Origin of the sequence: Pseudoalteromonas sp. Angola-7 (assembly GCF_028599255.1) — a bacterium.
GTDB classification, from domain to species: domain Bacteria; phylum Pseudomonadota; class Gammaproteobacteria; order Enterobacterales; family Alteromonadaceae; genus Pseudoalteromonas; species Pseudoalteromonas atlantica.
This window is the reverse complement of the sequence record NZ_JAQREL010000020.1, coordinates 20,392-45,341: the sequence shown is the minus strand read 5'-3', so window position 1 is coordinate 45,341 and position 24,950 is coordinate 20,392. Positions and strand designations below refer to the sequence as shown.

22 protein-coding genes are annotated in these 24,950 nt (G+C 41.1%); 13 read left to right on the top strand and 9 right to left on the bottom strand.

Annotated features, from left to right (window positions below; all coding sequences use genetic code 11):
- Positions 1-16 precede the first annotated feature (16 nt).
- A complete protein-coding gene (locus PSH50_RS19595; RefSeq protein ID WP_273609985.1) occupies positions 17-1,459 on the top strand; it encodes a diguanylate cyclase in 1,443 nt (480 codons plus the stop codon).
- A 9-nt stretch (positions 1,460-1,468) separates the two neighbouring features.
- On the opposite strand, the gene PSH50_RS19590 is transcribed toward PSH50_RS19595, so the two are convergent.
- On the bottom strand, positions 1,469-2,341 hold the full coding sequence (locus PSH50_RS19590) for an SMP-30/gluconolactonase/LRE family protein (protein ID WP_273587014.1): 873 nt from the start codon (positions 2,339-2,341) through the stop codon (positions 1,469-1,471).
- A 354-nt stretch (positions 2,342-2,695) separates the two neighbouring features.
- Here PSH50_RS19590 and PSH50_RS19585 point away from each other — a divergent pair, with 354 nt between their 5' ends.
- Positions 2,696-3,532, top strand: a complete 837-nt coding sequence (locus PSH50_RS19585; RefSeq protein WP_273587013.1) for a patatin family protein — start codon at positions 2,696-2,698, stop codon at positions 3,530-3,532.
- Here PSH50_RS19585 and PSH50_RS19580 read toward each other — a convergent pair.
- From PSH50_RS19580 to PSH50_RS19570, 3 genes are read right to left on the bottom strand one after another with little or no spacing between them, the layout of a single operon-like run.
- Positions 3,529-3,765 carry a hypothetical protein gene (locus PSH50_RS19580; RefSeq protein ID WP_248461899.1) on the bottom strand — a complete coding sequence of 79 codons (237 nt, stop codon included), beginning with the start codon at positions 3,763-3,765 and terminating at the stop codon, positions 3,529-3,531. The genes PSH50_RS19585 and PSH50_RS19580 overlap by 4 nt on opposite strands.
- Positions 3,762-5,357, bottom strand: a complete 1,596-nt coding sequence (locus tag PSH50_RS19575) for a PepSY domain-containing protein (RefSeq protein ID WP_273587012.1) — start codon at positions 5,355-5,357, stop codon at positions 3,762-3,764. Before PSH50_RS19575 ends, PSH50_RS19580 begins: the two co-directional genes overlap by 4 nt.
- Entirely contained in the window at positions 5,354-5,641 is a 288-nt protein-coding gene (locus tag PSH50_RS19570) for a hypothetical protein (protein WP_273587011.1), read from the bottom strand. The genes PSH50_RS19575 and PSH50_RS19570 overlap by 4 nt, the downstream gene beginning before the upstream one ends.
- Positions 5,642-6,089: 448 nt before the next feature.
- On the opposite strand from PSH50_RS19570, the gene PSH50_RS19565 reads away from it, so the two are divergent.
- The 3 genes from PSH50_RS19565 (at position 6,090) to PSH50_RS19555 (ending at position 8,788) form a co-directional block, all read left to right on the top strand.
- Positions 6,090-6,311, top strand: coding sequence for a hypothetical protein (locus PSH50_RS19565; RefSeq protein ID WP_024032720.1), 222 nt, complete (start codon positions 6,090-6,092; stop codon positions 6,309-6,311).
- Between the two features lie 180 nt (positions 6,312-6,491).
- The gene (locus PSH50_RS19560) at positions 6,492-8,519 is read left to right on the top strand and encodes an ATP-binding protein (protein ID WP_273587010.1); all 2,028 of its coding nucleotides are present in this window, start codon (positions 6,492-6,494) and stop codon (positions 8,517-8,519) included.
- Between the two features lie 17 nt (positions 8,520-8,536).
- Complete coding sequence (locus PSH50_RS19555; protein WP_004587115.1) at positions 8,537-8,788, top strand: hypothetical protein; 252 nt, start codon at positions 8,537-8,539, stop codon at positions 8,786-8,788.
- A 111-nt stretch (positions 8,789-8,899) separates the two neighbouring features.
- Here PSH50_RS19555 and ahpF read toward each other — a convergent pair whose 3' ends face one another.
- On the bottom strand, positions 8,900-10,483 hold the full coding sequence (gene ahpF, locus PSH50_RS19550) for an alkyl hydroperoxide reductase subunit F (protein ID WP_273587009.1): 1,584 nt from the start codon (positions 10,481-10,483) through the stop codon (positions 8,900-8,902).
- 156 nt (positions 10,484-10,639) lie between these two features.
- Positions 10,640-11,209: an alkyl hydroperoxide reductase subunit C gene (gene ahpC / locus PSH50_RS19545; protein WP_004587118.1), complete on the bottom strand. Its 570-nt coding sequence runs from the start codon at positions 11,207-11,209 to the stop codon at positions 10,640-10,642.
- Positions 11,210-11,463: 254 nt separating this feature from the next.
- Between ahpC and PSH50_RS19540 the strand changes: the two genes are divergently transcribed.
- From PSH50_RS19540 to PSH50_RS19530, 3 genes are all read left to right on the top strand, one after another.
- The gene (locus PSH50_RS19540) at positions 11,464-11,883 is read left to right on the top strand and encodes a DUF3429 domain-containing protein (protein WP_054981772.1); all 420 of its coding nucleotides are present in this window, start codon (positions 11,464-11,466) and stop codon (positions 11,881-11,883) included.
- 67 nt (positions 11,884-11,950) lie between these two features.
- Positions 11,951-12,349, top strand: coding sequence for a hypothetical protein (locus PSH50_RS19535; protein WP_273587008.1), 399 nt, complete (start codon positions 11,951-11,953; stop codon positions 12,347-12,349).
- 3 nt (positions 12,350-12,352) lie between these two features.
- Positions 12,353-13,177, top strand: a complete 825-nt coding sequence (locus PSH50_RS19530; protein WP_273587007.1) for a class I SAM-dependent methyltransferase — start codon at positions 12,353-12,355, stop codon at positions 13,175-13,177.
- Here the strand turns inward: PSH50_RS19530 and PSH50_RS19525 are convergent.
- Entirely contained in the window at positions 13,172-14,782 is a 1,611-nt protein-coding gene (locus tag PSH50_RS19525) for a GMC family oxidoreductase (RefSeq protein WP_273587006.1), read from the bottom strand. The two genes, PSH50_RS19530 and PSH50_RS19525, sit on opposite strands and share 6 nt — an antisense overlap.
- 176 nt (positions 14,783-14,958) lie before the next feature.
- On the opposite strand from PSH50_RS19525, the gene PSH50_RS19520 reads away from it, so the two are divergent.
- The 4 genes from PSH50_RS19520 (at position 14,959) to PSH50_RS19505 (ending at position 19,649) form a co-directional block, all read left to right on the top strand.
- The gene (locus PSH50_RS19520) at positions 14,959-15,975 is read left to right on the top strand and encodes an AraC family transcriptional regulator (protein WP_273587005.1); all 1,017 of its coding nucleotides are present in this window, start codon (positions 14,959-14,961) and stop codon (positions 15,973-15,975) included.
- A 288-nt stretch (positions 15,976-16,263) separates the two neighbouring features.
- Positions 16,264-17,265 carry a Gfo/Idh/MocA family protein gene (locus PSH50_RS19515; protein WP_054981768.1) on the top strand — a complete coding sequence of 334 codons (1,002 nt, stop codon included), beginning with the start codon at positions 16,264-16,266 and terminating at the stop codon, positions 17,263-17,265.
- 557 nt (positions 17,266-17,822) lie between these two features.
- The gene (locus PSH50_RS19510) at positions 17,823-18,572 is read left to right on the top strand and encodes a FadR/GntR family transcriptional regulator (RefSeq protein WP_004587131.1); all 750 of its coding nucleotides are present in this window, start codon (positions 17,823-17,825) and stop codon (positions 18,570-18,572) included.
- 219 nt (positions 18,573-18,791) lie between these two features.
- Complete coding sequence (locus tag PSH50_RS19505) at positions 18,792-19,649, top strand: DMT family transporter (protein ID WP_273587004.1); 858 nt, start codon at positions 18,792-18,794, stop codon at positions 19,647-19,649.
- A gap of 75 nt (positions 19,650-19,724) precedes the next feature.
- On the opposite strand, the gene PSH50_RS19500 is transcribed toward PSH50_RS19505, so the two are convergent.
- Positions 19,725-20,903: an MFS transporter gene (locus PSH50_RS19500; protein WP_024032731.1), complete on the bottom strand. Its 1,179-nt coding sequence runs from the start codon at positions 20,901-20,903 to the stop codon at positions 19,725-19,727.
- 79 nt (positions 20,904-20,982) lie between these two features.
- Entirely contained in the window at positions 20,983-22,077 is a 1,095-nt protein-coding gene (locus tag PSH50_RS19495; protein WP_273587003.1) for an NADH:flavin oxidoreductase/NADH oxidase, read from the bottom strand.
- A 413-nt stretch (positions 22,078-22,490) separates the two neighbouring features.
- On the opposite strand from PSH50_RS19495, the gene PSH50_RS19490 reads away from it, so the two are divergent.
- The gene (locus PSH50_RS19490) at positions 22,491-24,905 is read left to right on the top strand and encodes a TonB-dependent receptor (protein ID WP_273587002.1); all 2,415 of its coding nucleotides are present in this window, start codon (positions 22,491-22,493) and stop codon (positions 24,903-24,905) included.
- Positions 24,906-24,950: the final 45 nt, after the last annotated feature.

Here is a 24,950-nt window from a genome sequence, read left to right as displayed (position 1 = left end):
TCAACTGGAGCAATGAGTGGGCTTAAAACCAATCGAAGATATGTGGAGTACTATAAAGCTTATTCCGTTTGCCGTTGTACTTTATGATGCTAAAACACAAGCCTATAAAGCAAACACTCAAGCGCAGAGTATATTTGATTTACCCTCACAGCCAACCTTAAAAGATGCAGACTTTAAGCACCTCACGCTAAGTAGTCCAGAAAGTAAAAAACAATTTACTGTTGCGCAATTGTTTGAAAAATACTTAGTTATAAATACTAACTGCCACGTATTTTTACAAAAACAAACACACGGCCTATTACTAAACGCCAAACTTGCCTCGCTAAATAGTCACTTATACATTGCTACGTTTGAGATAATTGAACACAACGAAGATGCGCAATATAACTTTGATAAAATTATTTCAAAAATTTCTACCGACTTAATAGATATTCAAATTGACGATATTGATACTCATATAGAGTTTGCGCTTAAAGCCATTGGCACTGTATGCCATGCCGATAGAAGCTACTTATTTAAATTTTCTGACGATGGTAAGTCAATGCGCAACACCCATGAATGGGTTAATCAAGGTATTCAGCCATTTAAAGATCAACTACAGCACATACCAAAAAACTCACTCCCCTACTTTGCTAATTTAATGGGCACCACACACTTATTTAAAGTGAATGATGTTGCAAGCCTCCCAGAAAAAGCGATTAAAGAAAAACAAGAACTTGAGCGTGAAGGTATTCAATCGGTACTGTGTATTGGCCTTCGCTACGATAAGGAGCTAGTAGGCTTTATTGGTTGTGATTGTGTAAAGCAAAAACGTGAGTGGACAGACTTAGACTTAATTAGGATAAAACTAGTAGGTGAAATAATCGCTAATGCGTTTAAAAACTTAAACTACAAGCAAGAGCTTCAGCATATTCAACAACAGCTAATTACCGCAAATCAAAAACTTAACCACCTTGTTAATACCGACAGCCTCACCACAATTGCAAATAGACGTTGTTTTGACAAAGCACTAGAGAGCGAAATTAAACGCTGCGCACGTGCTAAGCAAACCGTTAGCTTAATTATGTGCGATATAGATTTTTTTAAAAATTACAACGACAGCTACGGCCATCAACAAGGCGATGAAGCCTTAGTTAAGGTGGCAGCTGCGCTTAAGTCGCAATGCCGACGCGAAGGCGATTTAGCCGCGCGCTATGGCGGTGAAGAATTTGCCGTCATTTTACCGGCAACTGATGAGCAAGACTGCCAGCAATTTACCCGCTTAATTCAACAAGCAATTAACGCGGCAGGCATAAAACACAATAATTCTACCGTAAGTGAGTACTTAACATTAAGTATCGGTTTTTATTCAGCCACGCCTGATAAAAATAGCACGCCACAGTGCTTTATAAGCAAAGCCGATCAAGCACTCTATACCGCAAAAGAAACAGGCCGTAATAAGGTGTGCCAATTTACATAACTAAATCTATTATAAAGTAACGGGCGGCTCTAGCTGCCCGTTTTTTATGCCTGATATTTTAAATACATTACCTTGTAATGACTGGTTAGTTTTTACATTACTGTCATCTGCAGAAGTTACAAATAGCCACTGTGCGTTATTGCCACCAAAGGCAACGCTTGTAGGTTTTGTTGCAGCAAGTGGTAGTGTGTTTAAAACCTCCCCATCTGGCGATAAACACATAACGCAGCCCATATCCCATACCGCAAGCCATAAGTTGCCAAGGGCATCAATCACACAGCCATCTGGGTCTACTTGGGTATTTTTAAATTGATAAAAAACTTGGGCGGGTAATATAGGCTCGCCGCTGTCTGGGTTTACATTTAAAGTAAAAATACAGCTGGCTTTAGAGTCGCAGTAATAAGCACGTGAGCGCGCTTTATCAAAACATAACCCGTTGGGAATGGTTAAACCTTGCACCACGCAATTAAGCGAATTTTGATAAAAACGGTAAATCTTACCTTCGCCTGAGCGGGCGTTTGTATCCATAGTGCTTAGCCAAAAACCACCCCAAGGGTCTGCCCGGCCATCGTTAGAGCGCCGTGTGGACTGGGTATTTTCTAAAAATGTGAGCGTTTGGCGCACCCCAGAAGCTATATGGTATTTATATATACCCGTACTGGTGCCAATAATAAGGTGTGCTTTATCAAGCCACGCTAAAGCCGAAACCGTATCTTGCATTTCAACTTGTGTTAGTGAGTCAGGCTTTGTTAAACACTTACTTAGCAGAAGGTTTTTTTCTATATCTACCCAAAATAGCGTTTCAAGCAAAGGGTGCCAAAGCGGGCTTTCACCTAACTTATTTTGCAAATTACTAAATACGGTCACACTTAAGTCAGTCATAAATAACGATTCTTTAATATTAACAAAGCCTTGTATTAATAAATACTTTATCAGAAATACCCAACACTTACGATTAAACAAAACACATAAGCAGCTAAACGCTTTTGCTAAGCCAAACAGTGCACTAATAGCAAATAGCTTAATTAAGTGATTTAGTTTTAAATACTAAACCATGTTGATTACAGGGTAAAAGCTTCGTTATTGCTCTGTTTATATCAAAATTTTTAGCGCCGTTAGCGCCAAGTTTAATCCCTTAAGTGAATTAAGTAATGTGGCAAATGGGTATAATTATTTCAGCATTTTATCGCGCTTTACATGGTTAGTTGGTAATATCATCAAAAGGGAGGTAATAGTATGATTAATAATAACAATAAACATTCTTTAGTGGTTGAGGGAGGTGCAATGCGCGGTATTTTTGCCGCCGGCGTACTGGATGAATTTTTAGCGCAGCGCTATCAACCTTTTACTAATTACTTTGGGGTTTCTGCTGGCGCTACCAATATAGCCGCTTATTTATGCCAACAACCTAAACGAAATTACCATGTTATTACCGATTTTTCGTGTCGGCCTGAATTTATTAACTTAGCGCGCTTTATCAAAGGCGGCCACTTATTTGATTTAGATTGGCTGTGGCAAGCAACCATTAAAGAGATCCCCCTCAATACAGAAGCCTTTGCAAAGGCTGCTCACGAATTTTATATCGTCTCTACAGCTATCTCCACAGGGCAGCCCCATTACCTCAAAGCAAGTAGTGATGCGATGGTAGAGCAACTTAAGGCATCGTGCGCGATTCCAATTGCGTATCGCAACTACCCTATAATTAATGATATTGCAATGACCGATGGCGGCGTAGCAGACTCTATTCCCGTAATAAAAGCATACGAAATGGGCGCTCAAGAAATAACCGTGGTGCTTTCTCAGCCACTAGGCTATAGAAAAAAGCCAAGTAAATCTCAGTGGTTAACTAAAAAACTTTATAAAAACTACCCTGCTTTAATTAATAGCTCGATTAACAGAGCGCATGTTTATAACAGCAGCATAGATTTTATTAATAACCCGCCTGAAGATTGCAAAATAAATATTATTGCTCCACCGCCCCAATTTAGAGTGGGCCGTACAACAAAAAATGTTAAACGCCTTAACGATGGGTACAAAATGGGAATTGATACAGCCAAAGCCTTTTTAAGCTAAGTGTGTTGTTTCCCTTTAGAAAGTGCAACCAGTATGCCCATTACAGTAAACGCTGCAATGGTGCATACAATCCCAGCTAGCACAGCGTAAACATGTATAAAGCACGCTAAGGCAATAGCTATTAAAGCACTACAATACAGCCATTTATAGGCTACTTTGTAGAGCTTACTTCTCATTAATAATAAAGCGGCCAGTAAACACGCTAGTGCAATAACTATCATAACAGTGTTCATGCTGCTTTTACCTCTGCAAGTGCTATGGCATCAGGTTTTGTTTTTAAGTATCCCCATAAAAACGCCAGTCCAACAATTAAAAAGCTAATATCTGTAAATGCCACTAGGGTACTGTTTGCGTTAATAACATTATTAACGCCCAATACACTATTAAGTGGTAAAACACTTATTAAGAATAAGGCGCAAAGCAACAAGGTTGCTCTGAAGTAGTTTTTATAGTTTTGCCAAAATGCTGCAATTACTAGCCATACTAACCACGTGTAAAAAAATACCGGCCCAAAGTAAGCATTGTGTTCAACACCAGCCACGGCATAGTTTAAAAGTACTTGCACAGGGAATAACACACAACAAGCAAGCACTAAACCACCACAACTGCCTATAATAAAGCGGTTCCACCTTGCATACGCGCCAGCGCTAAGTGTTGGTGTGCTGCCTCTGGTACGCTTTGCTAGCCACATCATCATGCCAGAAAGTGGCATTAAGGCACATGCTAAGCCAAGCATTACCCAAAGTAACTTCACAAATAAACCTGCAAAATTACCAAAATGGAGTGGGAAGAGTATTTCAATAATTTTAATTGATACCCCTGCAATATCGCCAAAGCTACTCATTGAAGTGATGTACTCCCCTTGCCCATTGTAATGCAATAACTGAGAAGCCACGGCTTCGCCTCCTAAAAGGCGTAAATACACTTGTGCGTTAGCATCGTTATGCGCCATTACCGTGGCATCTAAAACAACGGCATGTGGGTAGCGTTGCTGCGCATCACTTAAAATAGCGGTTATGTTAGTCGGCTGATTTACATGACTAATTATTGGCTCAGGAATAGCTGTAAAAGTTTCTATCAACTTATCTTGGTCGCCTCCAAAGCTAACGAAAGCTGCTGCAGGTAGTAAAATTACGGTTGCGAGCCCTAAAAATGCGCCGCTAAAGCCAATTACAATATTAAAAATACTGCCCCAAATGCCCATTACTTTGTGGCCGTCACTTATGGTTACATCTAAGCCTTTGTGCCACCTAAAGGTAAACAGCTCTTTAATTAATTTACGATGTATAAATAAGCCAGTTACCGTACTTACTAATAATGTTAAACCTAAAAACCCAGTTAAAATAAGCCCTATAGGTCGCCCTAAATGTAAGTCAGCGTGAAACTCACCAATGTAGCTGGCTGCATCTGTTTTTCTATTGGCATAATATTGCTTACTGGGGCCATAGTAGGTATTTACCAACGCTAAGCTTGCTGGGTCAAATTCAAATGCCCGAAGTACTTCTTGCTGGTAATTTTCATCACCATGGTGCGATTCAAATACTAAAGCCAGTAAGTGAAAATTATGCCCTGTTGGCATAAACACATGAATGTTTTCACCAAACTCTTTGGGCACTTGAGCGTGGTATGTATTAACTAATGTGCTTATTTCGCTATTAGGAATATGTTGAGTTTGCTGCAGTGATTGGTTGGCCCAAATTTTTAGCTCAGGCCTTGCAAGTACTGCTAACGCGCCGGTAAATGCCACAACAAACAATAAAACGGCGGTTACTACGCCCACCCAACTATGTAATAAAAATAGCTTTTTTAAAGTAATTGATTTCATCCTTGCCCTTGCATTAATGCAAAATAACTTAAAATTCCATGCACTAAACACAAAGTGATCATGACTAAAAATGGCTGCCATGCTTTTTCGCTAATGTAGGCATATATAAAAAGCCCAACCCAAATAATTGGAAACAGTAAAATAGGCAGTAAAATTTGTTCACTCATTTGTAATGGCAAGTAGGTAGTCATCCCGGTGATCATCACCGTAGCGGTTACCAATGCCAATACGCACGCCATTAAATGGCGACGCTTTGTAGCGCTAAAGGTTTTTTTATTATTCATTTTTAGCTCATTTAATAAATAGCAGGCGCGCACATCTGCACATGCAAATAACAACTATTTGCATTATATTGCGCATTTGTAAATTTATGCAACATATTATCGTTACTTAATAAGCGAACAAGCTCCTTTTTATTCGCACAATCAATGCCTGTTTATTTATAAAATTACATTTTTTGAGCATACTTGGTATTTAGGTAGGTAAATATGATGGGCTGAAACTGTTTTTAAATAATCCCAAAAACAACTGCGTTATCATACTGATCAGTGCTTAACTGCTTAGCCCATTAAAATAACGACTAAACAGGCAAATTTTTAACTTTAACAGTCAACAAACTCTATAATTATTGTTATTTTGTTAAGGCATATGCAAAAAGCTAATTGTCCCTAGGCAGGCTCTTTTAGCAGCTGTTAAACAAATCACTATACATTGATAAAATGAGAGAAATTTATGAGCGATAAAATCAATCCAGACGCGTTACACGCACTAAAAATTGCATTTACTTACATGCCGCAAGCAATTGAAGTAACAAAGTACGAATATGGCGAGCGCTATCAAACGGTGCTTGATCATATTGAAGCCGTGCGCGAAGTGTTGCTTATAAACGATGTAGACCCAGAAGAAGTAGGCGGCGACATAAACCCAGAATACACGCCTAATTCTACCTATTAATGGGAAAAGTTTGCTAATTGAGCAAAACAATTAAGTTCGCGTGTTGATAGCCTAACACCCATTACTCAATATATTGCTCAACGGTTTACGCCTGTTGGTATAAACTGTTAAAAACATATAAATAAATGTGCCTATCTACCGATACGCATAACGATATAAAATACAATTAAGGTAATTGCGGTGAACTTTTTAAGGCGTTTTCACGATATAGTCTCAGACCAAACTCTGGATTTTAATTCTAAAATTAAAAACCTACTCGCGTTTGGCCTAGAAGTGTTCAGCCTTGATGTAGCAATAATTAGTAAAATTGATGCTAATACGTACACAGTATTACATGCTCTAACACCCGATAACGCCTTATTACCCGGTACACAATTTGAGCTAGATGGCACCTATTGCGTCCATACTTTATCAGCGGGCTCGGCGCTTTCGTTTCATAAAGCCTCACAAAGTACGATTGCAACTCACCCTTGTTACATAAATTTTCAACTTGAGTCCTACATTGGCGCACCTATAAAAGTAGCCGATAAAACCTTTGGCACTGTTAACTTTTCATCGCCTAACGAGTCACCTGCATTTAGCGACGAAGCCTACGATTACATTGAGCTATTTGCCCAATGGTTAGGATCTGAATTTGCAAAAATAGACACGAAAGAGCAACTTTTAAAAAATAGCTACACCCTTTCAAAGCTCGAAAACATCGCTAATATCGGCACTTGGGAGGTCGATTTAATCGAGAACAAAGTTTATTGGAGTAAGCAAACTAAACGCATTCATCAGGTAGCCGATGACTACCAGCCAATAGTTGATAACGCAATTGAGTTTTACAAAGAGGGCCCCAGCAGAGAAGCCATAAATAAAGCGGTAGAAAACGCCATAAACAAAGGTGAAAAATGGGATTTAGAACTTGAGGTTATCACTGCACAAAACCAAGAAATTTGGATTTCGACTTTTGGAGAAGCCGAGTTTCACGAAGGTAATTGCATAAGGCTATTTGGTACATTTCAAGACATTACCGAATCTATATTACTTAGAGAAGCGCTAAAAAAGAAAAAAGCCGAAGCAGAGCATATGTTAGAAGATAGAAGTATGCTATTTGCTAAAATTAGCCACGAGTTACGCACCCCGCTAAATGGCATAACTGGCATGCTCACCACCTTAACAGATGAAAAAGACACTGAAAAACGAGACGAAAAAATAAAAATAGCGCTACGCAGCGCTGATATTTTACTTAATATTATCAACGAAGTACTCGATTTTTCTAAAATTAATCATGGTGAATTAAAACTAGAGCCAACCGATGTACTGCTTAAAACCATATTTAGTGATTTAGCCTCTTTATATACCCCGTTATTTAAAGAAACCCATGTTGAATTAATCATAGAAAATACAATTGATGATAGCTGCTGGGCCTTTTGCGACAGTACACGCCTGAGCCAAATTACCTCTAACTTATTAAGTAACGCATTAAAATTTACCGAGCAAGGCCATGTAAAACTTAAAACACAGCTCATAAATAATAACGATGCGCTATCTCTTGGTATTACAGTTTCTGACACTGGTCGCGGAATGACCCCTGCCTTTTTAGAGTCTTTATTTTCGCCGTTTACACAAGAGGTTGACGCTAAAAATAATAAAGGGGGCACAGGGCTTGGCCTAGCAATTATAAAAGAGCTTGTAGAATACATGGGCGGCACAATAAAGGTGACGAGTGAACTACAAAAAGGCTCAACGTTTAGTATTAATATTCCGCTAGAGCTTGGTAAAGAGCAAATAATAGACGACATTCAATCAAAAATTGAGTTAAACAGCCACTCGCTCAGTGTACTTATTGTTGATGACAACGATATAAACCGCCGTGTGCTTGATGCCTCTCTTGATAAGTTAAACGTAAAAGCCGACTGCGCCATTGATGGCCAAGACGCTATTTTTAAGTGTAAGCAAAAGCATTACGACCTTATTTTTATGGATTGCATTATGCCAATCCTGGATGGTTTTGAAGCCACTAAAACGCTGAGAGCGCAACGTATTTGCCCTAGCGAAAGCACCTACATTGTAGCGCTAACTGCTAATACATCGTCGCAAGATAAACTAGCTTGCCAGCAAGCAGGCATGAATATGTTTGTCTCTAAGCCGTTTAAGCTTCCGCACATAGAAAAAGCGCTTTCTAATGCCTTAGAACATACAGCTAAAGTAAATTCGCTTTAATTTAGTAAGGACATACTATGAGAAATATAATAAGAACATTACTTTTTACTGTACTGTTGTTAGCCATATTTAAAGGCATTTCTACAGGGCAATGGGGTTCATCAATAATCGTTGTTATTGTATCAAGCGTATTGCTATTAGTTACGTTTATCAGTGGTAAGGCATCACAAGGCCGTTCAACTTATACAAGCACTGACTCTTCAATTTATGCTAGTAATAACTCACACTCTAATAATGATTGCGGTGGGGATTCTGGTGGCTGTGATTAATAGAGATATTGTTATAAGCATTAAAAAAGCCGCCTTTGGAGAGGGCGGCTTGGGTTAACAAACAGCTTTTGGGTGTACCTATTGCTGTTACATCAAGAGACGATTTGCCTATTAAGCTGCATTTTGGTCTTGGTTGCTTTGCTCGCTATGGCGAATTAAGTAATCAAACGCCCCTAAGCTTGCTGTTGCACCACTACCCATTGCAATAATGATTTGCTTAAACGGCGTATTTGTCGCGTCACCCGCACCGTAAACGCCCGGTAATGAGGTTGCGCCTTTAGCGTCAATTTCTATCTCGCCAAACTTGCTTAGTGTAAGGTCGCTCTCTTTTAACCATTCGGTATTAGGGATCAAACCTATTTGTACAAAAATACCTGCAAGTGCTAATGATTTTTCCTCACCTGTTACACGGTCAGTGTAATTAAGTCCGGTTACTTTTTTACCATCGCCTACTACTTCAGTGGTTTGCGCATTTTTAATAATAGTGATGTTGCTTAAGCTATTCGCTTTACGAATAAGTACTTCGTCAGCGCGCAGCGTATCAGCAAACTCAAGTACCGTTACATGCTCTACAATGTTAGCTAAGTCGATAGCCGCCTCTATACCCGAGTTACCACCACCAATAACAGCAACAGGCTTACCCTTAAATAGCGGACCATCACAGTGTGGGCAGTAAGCTACGCCATGGCCGCGATATTCTTGCTCACCAGGTACGTTCATTTCACGCCAGCGTGCACCGGTTGCTAAAACAAGCGATTTAGCTTTTAAAGTAGCCCCGTTTTCAAGGGTAATTTCATAACCATTACTACCGCGACCAAGCCCTGCTGCGCGTTGGTTATGCATTACATCTACATCGTATTCTTTAACATGCTCTTCAAGCTGAGCAACAAGCTTTGGACCTTCAGTGGCTTTTACCGAAATAAAGTTTTCGATAGCCAACGTATCGGCAACTTGGCCACCAAATCTATCGGCAACTATACCGGTGTTTAACCCTTTACGAGCAGAGTAAATAGCGGCTGAGGCACCCGCAGGTCCGCCACCGACTACTAATACATCAAACTCGTCTTTTTCGCTTAGTGCTGCAGCTTGCTTAGCAGCGCCTTTAGAGTCTACTTTATTTAAAATGTCGGTCAGGCTTAATGCACCTTGGCTAAATGGTTCGCCATTTAAGTACACAGCTGGTACTGCTAAAATATTGCGCTCTTCTACTTCGTCTTGAAAGAGTGCGCCGTCAATCATTGTTGCTTTAATTTTGCTGTTTGTTGCTGCCATTGTATTTAGCGCCTGCACTACTTGCGGGCATGTTTGGCAACTTAAGCTTATGTATACTTCAAAATTAAGTTCTTGATTGAGTGATTCTATTTGTTCAATGTCTTCGCTTTTTGCTTTGCTTGCGTGTCCGCCAGTGTGTAAAAGCGCTAACACTAAACTTGTAAATTCGTGACCCATAGGTACGCCAGCAAACGTAATGTGGGTGTTTTTTTCAGGTGAATGCACAACCATAGATGGGCGACGTGCGCTCGAATCAGGGTTGCTCACTACCGTAAACTTGTCGCTTAATGATGCTAAGTCGTTTGCTAAGCTTTCTACTTCTGCTGATTTTTTGCTGTCATCCAAGGCAATAAGCAGCTCAACAGGTTGAGTAAGCGATTCAAAATGGCTTTTTAATTGATTTTTAATGTTGTTATCTAACATGGCTTAACCCTTTTTAGGAAAATTTAAACAGCAAGCCTCCCATGCCAACTAATGCATGTGCTAATGAGTCCGAGTTGAGATAGGAGGCACCAACAAACGAAATGATGTTGGTTTAAGGGCAGTTACCTGCCCTCATAAAAGTGGGTAAACTTGTACTTAGATTTTACCAACTAGGTCTAGTGAAGGAGCAAGTGTGTCTTCACCTGGCTGCCAAGATGCAGGGCAAACTTCACCGTCGTGAGTTGCAATGTATTGTGCAGCTTGTACTTTACGTACTAACTCTTTAGCGCTACGGCCAATACCTAAATCGTGAGTTTCGATTACTTTGATTTCGCCCTCTGGGTTCATTACAAAAGTACCGCGAAGTGCAAGGCCGTCATCTTCAATCATAACGCCAAAGCTGCGAGTAATACGGCCAGTTGGGTCGCCAATCATTGGAAATTTAATTTTACCAATAGTGTCTGACGTGTCATGCCATGCTTTATGCGTGAAGTGAGTATCAGTTGATACTGAGTAAACTTCTACACCCATTTCTTGTAGCTGCTCGTAGTAATCAGCAACATCGCCAAGCTCAGTAGGACATACAAACGTGAAATCTGCAGGGTAAAAGAAGAAGATTGACCACTTACCTAGTACGTCTTTTTCAGACACTTCTACAAAGTCACCATTGTGGTATGCAGTTGCGTTAAAAGGTTGAATTTTTGTGTTGATCAATGAAGTGCTCATAGTATTCCTCATTTATATTTAAAGTGTTTTAAAGTTACTCAACGCAGCCAAAATGTGTGGCCTTTCGCGTTGGCTTGATTAATACAATAAGCCCATTGGTAAACTAAATAAAATTGATTGTTTAGATTAAAACAATCGATTTTTAAGATTGAACTATCTAGCTCTTCTATTCGTAAACGATTTATTACCTGTAAGTGCTAAGAATACTGCTACAATAGCCGCGCTAAAAAACACACAACATAAGGCATGCTGTAATGGAAAAATTTGTTAATCATATTCAACTTGGCTATTTGGGGTTACTACCCTTTTTGGGCTGTGTAGCGTGGCCGCTTATGTTTGGCAGTAATAGCGTTAACTTGGAGTTTTTTACTTTTTATAGCATTGCTATACTGGCATTTATGGCGGGCAATTTATGGCGCGCTGGGATGCAAAGCTACAGCGATGCAATTAAAGCGGTTGTGCCTGTTATACCCGTACCATTTTTATCGTTTATCCCGCTGGAGTGGGCGCTTGCCTGGTTAGGGGCTAGTTTTTGGTTAGTTCTTATCTTTGAAAAAGCCACACCACAATGGCAAACCTACCATCGCGATTATCAAAAAATGCGCTTTATTCTTACCTCAGTGGTATTTGTGTGTCACATACTCACCATTGGTATGAGCCTTTACCCAAAATAACCTTGCGCTGCTTAACCTACTAGGCGTAATAGTGTAACATCCGCGCACTGCTATTTAAGGACGCACCATGATTGATACATTACGCCAGCAGCTTAACGAGCTTGGCGAAAACTACGTAGAAAAAAACGCCGCTTTTAAAATTAAAGTTATTCCGTTTTTTTGCGCTATTAGTATTAAAAAAGATCACAAAAATGAAGGCCGGCTCAGCTTTTACTCAAACCAATTAATAGAAATACTGTTAGTGGTGTTATTTATATTGTTTGGGCTTACGCTTTATAACCCAGAGGCGGGTTTTACACATGGCCCTATTCATATTGTGTTTGCTATTTTAATTACCTTTAATTTAATTTTAAAACAAATAGCCATTGAAGGGCTTAAAACACGCCTTGCGTTTCATCGTTTGCATGGTGCTAATACAGCGCAAAATACTCAAAGTGCAGATCAAAACACTCACAAATCTAATTAAGTTATGTATTTAAATCCTAATTGGCGAATTCTCACCGTAGGCGATGGCGATCTATCGTTCACTAATGCGGTGGTTAATCATATAAAACCGGCAAAGTTAGTCGCATCTACTTATGATAGCGCCAAAACCATAGAGCAAAAATACCAGCACAATGCGCTAAGTAGTTTAAAAAAGTGTCATGTTGAGGTTATTAATTGCTTTGATGTAACGGACCCTTTATGTTGGCAAAAATTAGCTGCCCACCAGCACAGCTTTGATGTAGTTATTTTTCAGTTTCCGCTTATTCCAGCCTTTGTAGGGCGCGAAGCATTTGAAAGCAACACTCAAAAAACCAGCATGAACGTGCTTAATCGCGCGTTACTACATCAATTTATTAAATACGCTAACAAATACGCGCTCGACAAAAGCGGCCCTATGCTTTGCTACATAACCTCAAAAGATGTAAAACCCTATCGCGAGTGGAATATTGAAGGCAGCTTAAGTAATGGCCTTCAGGCTAAGTACGCGGGCCAAATGCCTTTTGATATTAACCAGTTTGATGGTTACAAAATAAGAAACGTAGACCGTGACAAACACGTAAAAGACACCAGTGGCATCACTTATGTATTTACGCCTAAAGCAATCTCGGCGCAATCTGACGAACTAAGCACTCACCTTACAAAGCCTGCGTATTTAGATGAAAATCATTGCTCGCTTTGTCGGGTAGGCCCTTTTATTGCTACCGAAGATGAAAACAAACACCTTAACGCTAAAAAGCACCAACAAATGCTTAAGCTAGAAGATGACTGGCAGGCGTGGCTTACTCACTTTTACAACCGCACCTTATAACCCTGTTTTATAGCTCAATTTAATTAAATCAGCGGCCTTTTCAGCAATGGCAATAACTGGTGCGTTTGTGTTACCTGTTACTATGGTAGGCATAACTGAGGCATCAATAACCCTTAAACTGCGTATCCCGTGTACTTGTAGTTTGCTATTAACCACCGCCATATTGTCGGTGCCCATTTTACAGGTGCCAACAGGGTGATACTCGGTATCGGCAGTTTGGCGAATAAATTCAATAAGCTGGGAATCGTTATTTACATCAAGCGGGTAAACAAAGTTACCACGAATTTTATCAAAGGCGGGGCTTTGCATAATACGCAGCGCTTTTTTAAGCCCTGCAAGCATAAGCGATAAATCATCAGGGTGGCTTAAATAATTAGGGTCGATAAGCGGCGCACTGCGTGGATCGCTATTGGCAAGCCTTATTGTCCCTCGGCTTTTGGGGCGCATAATACTACTGTGAATACTATAGCCATGGCCAAGGTGAACTTTGCGACTATGATCGTCCACCAACCCAATTACAAACTCAAGTTGAATATCCGGCGCAGGCGAATTATCCAACACATTAATAAACGCATGTGACTCAGCAAAATTACTGGTTAATATTCCGCTGCGTTTACTAAACCACTGCGCACACCCTTTAATAATACTTGCAGCGCCTTTTACACTTACCCCAAAGGTGCCTTTTGCAGTATTTGCTTTACACAAAGGCACCACGGTTAAGTGATCTTGTAAATTACCCCCTACTCCTTCCAGTGCATGTTCCAGTGGTATGTTATGCGCTGCTAAATGCGCTTTAGGGCCAATTCCTGAAAGCATTAACACCTGCGGAGAGTTAATTGCACCGGCGCTCAAAAGCACCTCCTTTTTGGCCATTAATGTAATAATTTTACCGCCGCGCTCAAGCTCTACGCCGTGGGCGACCTTATTTTTTATTATAATCTTATTAACGTGGCTGTGGGTAAACACACTAAGGTTAGGCCTGTTTAAGTGCGGTGTTAAATACGCTTTTGCAGCACTACAGCGCTCACCATTATGTTGCGTAACCTGCGAAAGCCGTGCTCCATGTTGCTCAGCGCCATTTATATCGTCATTTAACTGTATTCCTTGCTCAACACACGCCTTTAAAAAGCAAGAGTTTACCGCACTTGGCTTAGTCAGCTCATGCACATGCAATGGCCCTTTTGTGCCATGTAACGCGTTATTAAACGTTTTATTGTTTTCGGCTTTTATAAAATAGGGTAATAAACTGTTGTAGTCCCACCCAAGGTTGCCATTTTGTGCCCAGTTATCGTAATCGTATTTATTACCGCGTATATACACCATGGCATTCGTAGAGCTAGACCCACCTAGCACTTTACCCCGCGGCACAAAGCCACATCGGTTATTAAGCGCCTTTTGCGGTACCGTGTTGTAATGCCAACTATTTATTCCGTATGGCACACTGGCCGCAATACCCGCAGGCATTTGTATTAAAGCGCTCTTATCGCTACCACCCGACTCTATTAAGCACACACTTATATGCTGATCTTCTGATAAACGCGCTGCCAGTACACAACCCGCACTGCCTGCGCCAATAATAATATAATCAAACGTGTGGTTACTCATAGGTGCCTTTGCATCATCACTATTTAGTTCTTATTGGTAGCTGCTTCTGCTTTGTGCATCCATGCAGTTGTAAATAAGCAGTTTTATTGCAGCAAGCTATTCGCTCTATAGTGCATAGATTAAATCCTAAAAACTTGATATTTTTAGACACCTTCTTTAATTTACAGCGCCAGTGTATGAGCAGCCCAATACGTGCCACCTCTTTATATTCAATAGACTCGTTAATTAAAGAACTTGGCGCAGACCCCGCAAGCGTAATGAAAACCTGTAAGGTCACTGTCGACTTTAATAACCTTGAAAACCAATATTTACCCTATTTGAGCTATGCAAATTTATTAGAGTACTGCAGCCACACGCTTAACTGCCCAAGCTTTGGGCTTAAATTAGCAAATAAACAAAACTTTGATATTTTAGGCCACATAGCCATAGCCGCTAAAAGTGGGACTAATTTAGAAGAAGCGCTTAGCTGGGTGGTTAAATATTTACACTTACACAGCCCCGCATTGTGCTTAACAACGCACTCATTAGATAATGACGAGAGCTTATTTTTATCGTTTGAATTTAACCTAAAGCCCCTTCCACAAATAAACCAAGCCATAGAGCTCACGCTTGGCTTAGCCATGAGCATAATAAAAAAATTAAGTAATAATCAGTGCAAGCCTCGCACTGTGTTTTTACCGCAAAAGCTGACAACTAATACACTCGCATACAAAACCTATTTTGGCTGTAAAGTAATAGAGCACCGCAACAGTGCGGGCATTGTAATAAACAAAGCCGACTTATCGATAAAGCTTAACCACAATAACCTTAATAAAACCGACGCGGCCTTTAATTTTTTAGCTAAACGCAACGAACATAGTCAGTCATTACCTGCCCAAGTAAGCGCACTAATAAGGCCAATGCTGCCTATTTATCAGTGTTCAAACCAAACTATTGCCGAGGCACTTAATATGCACCCGCGTACCTTGCACCGTGAATTGGCTAAACATAACACCAGCTTTGTAAAACTTAAAGACACCACACGCCGGGCGCTAGCGGCGCATTACTTGCTTCAAAAACAATACTCTATCAGTACTATTTCAATGCTTTTAGGCTATCACGAACAAGCAACCTTATGCGCAAGTGTTAAACGCTGGTTTGGGTATTCTCCTAGGGCGTGTCGAACTTTGTGGATTGAAATTTATTCAATCTAGGGGCGATTTAATCGCGGCGCGAGGTTTGTAACCTAGTGGGCTAAGTAAAAATCGAGCAACAAAGAGTCAATCGTCCCTAGAAAGAACCCATAGGGCAGCGCATGTTTGGTCTTTATGCTGCGTTATCGCCTATTTATGGGGAATAACCACACTACATAGGCTCTGCCTGGCCTAAAAACCAAACATACTGCTGTAAATTCAACCACCAAAGGTCAACACGCCCTAAAGCATACAGGGCAAAAAAAATGTTAAAGTAACGGCTCTTATTATTTAAGCTAAGGAGCAGGCATGAACTTTGTCATTGTCGGTACAAATTTTATTAGTGATACCCTATTAAGCGCAGCAAATACGTTACCTGCATTTAATTTATACGGTGTGTGCTCACGCAAGCAATCAAGCGGCGAAGCCTTTTTATCTAATCACCCCAATACCGATGTAAAAATTTTCACCTCAATTGAGCAGGTATGCCAAGACCCCGATGTTGATGCGGTGTATATTGCAGCGCCAAATAGCCTACACAAGCAATATGCAGTAATGTGCCTTGAAGCAGGCAAACATGTACTAGGCGAAAAGCCTTCAGCCGCTAATAGCCAAGAGCTAAACGCTATTTTAACTGCCGCTAATGCCAATAAACGCCTTTACATGGAAGCAATGATGACCACGCATTTGCCAAACTTTGCGCGACTTAAAAATGCGCTGAGTAAAATTGGTAAACCCCGTAAGTTTATTGGCCAATACAGTCAGTACTCATCACGCTACGATAAATACAAAAACGGCGAACGCCCAAATACCTTTTTACCGGAATTTGCCAATGGCGCTTTGCTCGATTTAGGTGTGTATCCGCTTTACCTACTTATAGCACTTTGGGGCGCCCCACAGCGCGTGAGTGCCAGTGGGGTGCTATTAGATACAGGCGTAGATGGCGCAGGCGACGTATTATTAAATTACGATGATAAACAAGCCGTTATTAGCTACTCTAAAATTTCTCAAGGCGATAACATCACCGAAATACAAGGTGAGCGCGGACGCTTACGAATACATGCCGTGTCGCAGTTAAAACACATAGAGTTTGTTGCCAATAACGGGGAGGTTGAGGTTATTTCTGATAAATTTGATGAGCACTTTATGAAATACGAAGTTGCGCACTTTATGCAAACCATAAACGCGCAAAAGCGAGAGTCAGATGTTAATACACATCAGCTTGCCCGCGACGTAATGAACGTACTTGATACCGCAAGAAAGCAGCTTGGGGTAGTTTACCCTAATGATAAAAACGCAGCAGCGGACTAAAGTTGACCCCCATCCGTGGGCAATCAAGGCAAGAGCCTAGTTGTAATTATGCGCTTACTTATTTTTTATTAGGTACAGCTAAATTACACAGGCTCTTTATTAAAGCGTGTAGATTTTTAATGGTTTAATTTGCATAAATCTATTCACCATTCAACCAAGGCAGCGCCTGTGCAGTATGGTTGCGCGACACATTTAGGTGCTCACGCTGCGCCAGTTATTAGGCGCACTAGGTTACTCACCTCGCACCACCATTAACCCAAGCCTAGATTGCACACATTTCAACCCATTAAAGTTAGCTTGCTCTAAGCACGCTTATATAAATGAGCAAAGTTAACTTAGCACACAAAAACATGACCAATCAAGCTAGCCAATTATTAAAATTTATACTAAATTGGTAACATAAATAGGTTAACACTCATTTGTAATATTATATGACCGTTACATCACTTTAGAATTTTGACATAATAGTGAATTTTGGGGTAACCTCTGCTAATAACAGTAGGTTTAGGCTATTTGAGCCTATTAGCCGCTATTCCTTAAGGTAATAAAGGTAGAATATGGGAAACCGTCGCTTATTTTGGCGCATTGTTGATAAAGTTGAAGCTTTGATAAACCAAGGAGAGTTTTCTGCTGGGAGTCGTTTACCACCAGAGCGAGAACTTGCCGACATGTTTGACGTAAGCCGCCCAACAATTCGTGAAGCTATTATTGCATTAGAAGTACGAGGCCGCGTAGAGGTTAAAACCGGCTCAGGCGTTTATGTAATAGAACAACAAGAAACATCTGTAAAAACAAAAGAGATCAGCGCTTTTGAGCTAACACAAGCTCGCGCACTCATTGAAGGTGAAATAGCCGCACTTGCCGCTCAATCAATCACCGATGAAGAACTAGCTCAATTAAAGCAAACGCTAATAGCCATGGAAAAAGGCTTATATGTAGAACAAGCAGACCGCGAGTTTCATGAAATTATAGCGCGTGCTACACGTAATAAAGCCCTTGAGTATGCAGTGGCAAATTTATGGGATTTACGTTTAAACAATTCACAAATTGTGGCTGATTACGGCAGTGTGTGTAAAAACAATAACGATTGCGTAATGGATGAGCACACCGCTATTTATAATGCGCTGCAAACACACGATGCAAGCGCCGCACGTACCGCAATGCATAAACACTTTAACCGTTTAATTAATGCATTATTTGACGCTGTAGAAGCGCGCGCGCTTGAAGAAATCAAACGTAAAAATGATGAAAAACGTGGCCTTTATTCTTTAGATGGCCTAGTTAAAAGTGCTAGCAAAACACACTAAAACGACCTAAACGTTTATAAGCCAGCGATCTATTCGCTGGCTTTTTTATTTTAAGGCACTCAGCGTTTGCCTTTAGTTATGCATAATCAGCTACGCTAATTCATCGCACATATTACTCACTCCCTCCCAAATTTAATGTGTATGCCATACAAGCTATTACTTAGCCAATAAAAAACAGATACACTGCGCAAAACTAGACGATTGTTACCAAGGAAAACAATGCAATCATCCACTAAAGACTTTTTGCTCGCGCTTGTGTGCGTTATTTTAGCAATGATCACAATTCAATCTGGCGCATCATTTGCTAAGCAGTTATTTCCTGTTGTTGGCCCCGAAGGCACTACTTCACTTAGGCTTGGCTTTTCTGCACTTATTTTGTGTTTAATATTTAAACCGTGGAAACACCTACCAGCTAAAGGTAATCGGTTATCAATTGTGGTATACGGTTTAAGCCTAGGCGGAATGAACATTTTATTTTATTACGCCATTGAACGTATCCCTTTAGGAATTGGTGTGGCGCTTGAATTTACCGGCCCATTAGCGGTGGCGTTATTTAGCTCACGCGCTAAGCGCGACTTATTTTGGGTGGCGTGTGCAATTGCGGGTATTTTACTGTTACTGCCCGATATGAGCAGCCAAGAAAGTCTAGACCCAATTGGCGTAATACTCGCTCTAGGTGCCGGTGCTTGCTGGGCAGCCTATATTTTATTTGGCAAAAAAACCGGCACGCAAAGCTCGGGCGGCGCAACGGTCGCACTCGGCATGACCGTAGCAGCCATTGTACTTGTACCTTATGGCGGCATATTACAAAGTAGTGCATTTACATGGAGTGTTATACCGCTGGGCATTGGCATTGCCATTTTATCAAGTGCACTGCCCTATACACTTGAAATGGTTGCACTGCGTAATATGCCCGCTCAAGGGTTTAGCATTATGCTAAGTTTAGAGCCTGCATTTGCCGCCCTTGCTGGGTTTATTATACTTGGCGAGTTATTAACCTTGTGGCAATGGTTGGCTATATTATTGGTGATTATAGCCTCGGTGGGTAGCTCATTTTCGAGTGTTAAAAAACAATAATCGCCTCTATAAAAAGGCCAGCACATAACTGCGCTGGCCTTTTAAATAGCAAAATATTATATAACTTGTATCGCGCTACTTTTTACTTGTCATTAAATAGCCGACTAGTGATATAACTGGCATACCCGCTGCCACTAACGCCACGCTTTCCCAGCCACCAGCTTCGTATAGGGGGCTTGCCATTAACGAGCCAAGCGCTCCGCCAACAAAAATACTGGTCATGTATATGGCATTTAAGCGAGCTCGGCTTTGCGGCTCTAATGAATATACCACCCGCTGACCCAGCACCATATTTGCCTGCACAGCAAAATCAATAAACATGCCCGTAAGCGCTAAAATAATAATACCGTGCGGAAGCTCAAATATACTGGGTAAAAAGCACGCAGCAGCAATCACTTTTGCAAGTAACGATAACTGATGCGTGTAACCTTTGTCGGCTAAACGCCCAACAATAGGGGCTGCAATAGCACCAGCTGCGCCTACTAAAGCAAATAAGGCGATTTGCGATTGCGATAAGCCATATTCTCTGGCTAATACAACCGGTACGCTGGTCCAAAATAAGCTAAAAGAGGCAAACATAAGCGCCTGATACAATGCCCGCTGACGCAGCACTGGCTGCTGTATTATTAGCTGCTTAAGCGATTTTAATAACTTAAAGTACGTTGTATTGTGTGCCGGTTGCCTGCTCGGTATAGCAAAATATATAACACTGGCTATAAATGCCATACAGCCTGCGGCAAAATAAAATACGGCTCGCCAACCAAAGTGATCGGCTATTAAACTTGCAACTGGCCTGGCTAATAAAATACCCAGTAACAACCCCGCCATTATATTGCCCAGTACTTGCCCGCGTTTTTCATCTGAGGATAAATGCGCAGCAAGCGGTATTAATACTTGCACCGATACAGAGCTCGCCCCCACCAATAAGCATAATAGCAACATTACACTTGGGCTTTGCGCCAAGCCTGCGCCTATTAAACTTAAAAATGTTATGGCTAAGGTAATGAGCATTAAGCGTTTGTTTTCGACTAAATCAGCCAATGGCACTAAAAAAAACAGTCCCATTGCATAGCCAATTTGTGTAAGCGACACAATAAAACTGGCGCTGTGCGCACTTAAACCCACATCGGGCGCTAATAACTCAATAATAGGTTGGGCATAATAAATATTTGCCACAATAAGGCCACAGCACAGAGCAATAATGCTCACTAAGGTATTGCTTATTTGCACTGGCTGTGCACGTGATTGGTTCATAAATAACTCTAATTTATAAATAATAAAACCCACTGCATATAAATGCAGTGGGTAGCCATGGTAAATGTAAAAATGTAAGTTACTTAATAGGTGAAGGCTGCCCAGGTGGGCTAGATCGCAAGTACTGTTTAGGCGCATTAACGGTTGCGCCAAGCTGCGCTGCAGCATGCCAAGGCCAATGCGGGTTATACAAAATACCTCGCGCAAGTGCTACGCCATCGGCTTGCTGCTCGCTAATAATATCTTCGGCTTGTTGTGGCTCCGTGATTAAACCTACGGCTATTACCGGCATACTTACTACCTCTTTAATAGCAGTTGCAAATGGTACCTGAAAGTTAGGTTTAACCGGAATTTGTTGCTCTGGGCTTAGCCCTGCTGTACTTACGTGAATAAAATCGCAGCCAAGCTTGTCTAATGCTTTAGCAAGCTCAATAGATTGTGCTAAATCCCAGCCACCTTCTACCCAATCAGTCGCAGAGATTCGAATGCCTACCGGTTTATGGCTTGCAAATTCAGCTCTTAATGCTTTAAACACCTCAAGCACAAGGCGCATACGGTTTTGCAAACTGCCCCCGTATTCATCATCACGCTTGTTTGAAAGAGGCGATAAAAACTGGTGTAACAAATAACCATGCGCACCATGTAGCTCAATTAAATCAAGCCCTAGCTCATCAGCGCGTTTTGCTGAGCTTACAAAATCGTTTATTAGCTGGGTTATATCCGATTTTGTCATAGCCTTTGGTTGATAGGCGCTGTCATCGTAGGCTATGGCAGAAGGCGCAAGTGTTTGCCAGCCTTTGTCTTCGCTAGGTGCAATTGCACCACCGCCATCCCACGGTTTTTCAGTAGATGCTTTTCGCCCTGCATGCGCAAGCTGAACGCCAATAGGCATAGGACTGTATTGCCTAAGCGCTTTTAAGCTTTTGCCCAGTGCTTGCTGGGTTTCGTTATTCCAAAGCCCTAAATCGGCGTAACTAATCCGCCCCTCTGGGCTTACCGCGGTGGCCTCTAATATCAATAACCCTGCACCACTTAAGCTCAATTGCCCTAAATGAATAGTGTGCCAATCACTAGCAGACCCCTGATTTGCTGAGTACTGGCACATAGGCGCAATAATAATGCGGTTGTCTAAAGTGAGTTCACCGAGCTTTAAAGGTGAGAATAATTGGCTCATAAATATTCCTTAAATACGCGTACTTTAGTACGAAATGCTATAGCTTACGGTATGAAGGGTTAATGGGGATCAAACTTCACTTTTATAGTGTCAAAACGAGAATAAATACCGTTGAGCAAAACATTCAAAAGGGTCTTATAGGTTTTTTAACCGTATTAATATTCAGGTAATTAACCAATATGAATGGCTATTTACATTTGCTCAACGAGTAAAATATGCTTCCTTGTACCTTAATTAGCCAATTACTTGGATGTTATACATATTTATATAATTTTTTGTTGTGCAACTAGCTATATTTATTCCAAAAAAGTGAATTAAAATTCAATTTTGATATTCCCACCACTTTAACTCCCTGATAAACTGATTAACTTATATTAACTGGTGTTAAATTTTGAATCTGGGGATCACTTTTTATGTTTAAACCAAGCTTGCTAACCTTGGCTATTTCGAGCGCTGTATCTAGCGCATTTTTATTTTCTAACTCGGCTGTGGCACAACAAGAAACCACCGCTAAAAACAAATCACTCGAAGTAATCGAAGTTACAGCAACAAGACGCAGCGGTTCGGTACAAAATGCACCGCTAAACATTACCGCACTTGATGCCGATGTAATGAAAGATCAAAACATTGGCGAATTAGCCGATGTAGCGCGTTGGGTACCTGGTTTAACAATTACCGATCAAGGTGGTCGCTCAGGCTCACCGATTATAGTTCGTGGTTTAAACACTAACTCGTCGGGTCCATCATCAGACGGCGGCACCGTAGCCACATACGTTAACGAAATTCCAGTGTCAGTTGATATGCGTTTAGTCGACATAGAGCGCGTAGAAGTACTTATTGGGCCACAAGGTACCCTTTATGGTGCAGGCACATTAGGCGGCGCAATTCGTTACATGCTTAAAGAGCCAGAGCTTGATTTTACAACGGTAGAAATATTTGGCGATATGTTTCAAACTCAAGAAAGTGACTCGTTAGGCGGCGAAGGCGGCTTTATAGTAAACTTGCCACTTATCGAAGATGAACTTGCAGTACGTGCAAGCTTAAACGTATACGAAGACCCAGGCTTTATTGATTATGCTTACACAGTGCGTGAGCCAGGTGTATCGCTACCGGACCCTGATTGGAGCAACGCCGACGAAGTAAACAACAATATTAAAAATGTTGAAGATGCTAACGGCGAAACAACTACAACAGGCCGTATTTCTGTACGTTGGAAACCAAGCGAAACATTTGAAGGGACACTTAATTACTTTTACCAAAACCAAGACAGCGAAGGCCGTTCAATTGTTCATTACAACAGCCTAAACGACGATAACGGTTTAAGCGATATTGTAGGTAAATACGAGTCGGCTTATCGTTATGAAGAGCCGCGCGAAAAAGAAGATCAACTACTAAGCCTTGAGCTAAAAGCCGACCTAGGTTTTGCAGAGCTTGTATCGGCAACCGGTATTTCAAGCTTTGATGCCGACGGCCAGCGTGACCAAACAGATTTACTTATCCGCCTAGATTACGGTTATGAAGAGTTCCCTGCGTTTTCATCATACACACGTGAAATTGACGAAGAAGATACCTTCACGCAAGAGCTTCGTTTAGTATCGCAAAGCGACAGCGACCTAAATTGGATTGTAGGCGCGTTTTACAACAAAATAGAAACAGACGCCTCAAGTAAAGAATTTACCCCAGGCTTTGGTGATTATGCCGTAGAAAACTTTGGCGCATCGCAATCTCGTCCAGATCAACTTGAGTACTTTTCTGTAGACCGTACAGAAATTACAGAGTCGGCTTTGTTTGGTGAAGTAGGTTACCAAGTAACAGAAAAACTAGATGTAACCATTGGTATGCGTTTGTACCAGTACGACGTTGAATCAGAATCTGCTGTCGACTTCCCGCTATTTAATACCCTATTTGATGGCGCAGCACCTGATGCGATTTCATTAAATTTTGAAAAAAATGAAGCAGACGACAACGGCAGCCTATTTAAATTTAACGCTAAATACCAGTTCACTCCATCAGTAATGGGTTATGCAACGGTAAGTGAAGGCTTTAGAATTGGTGGCTCAAATGGTTTAGCACCGTGCCCTGATCCATTACCAGCTAACCAAGCAGGTTGTGGTAGCCCAGAAGAAATGCTTTACGATGCCGATACCACAACAAACTACGAGCTAGGCCTTAAAAGCACCTGGTTTAGAAGCCAATTACACTTTAACGCCGCTTTATTTAATGTAGATTGGGAAGATGCGCAAATTGCAGGCGCAACAGATGTAGGCCAATTACCGTACTTGTCTAACGCAGGCTCGGCCAACGCAAAAGGTATTGAGCTATCTACCCGTGCTATTTTATCTGACTCGTTTACCGTGTACGCAACATACGCATACACTAAAGCAGAGCTAACCTCAGACGCCCCATTTTTATTTAATGCCGATGGCACCGATGGCGCAGAAGACGGCGACCGTTTACCGGGCTCCCCAGAGCACCAGTTCTCAATGGGTGTAAACTATCAAACAGATGTATTTAGCGATAAAACCCTTGATATTAACTACGGTTTAACCGCCCAAAGCGATGTAATCACAAGAGTAGGCCTGCACGACAACGGTGAAACCCTGCCAGGTTATAGCTTAAGTAATATTTCTGCTAAGTTAACAGCCGATGAGTGGTCAACAACTCTTTATGTTGATAACCTATTCAACAAATATGCATTTACATCAGTACGTCGCTCAGATGCAGACATAACATCAGCAAATGGCGCCGACATACAACGTAACTACGGCCACTATATTAATCGCCCACTAACAGTAGGCGTTAAATTTAACTACAAATTTGAAATATAATTTATAGTCACTTTTAAACAATGTTATAAGGCTCAAATTTATTTG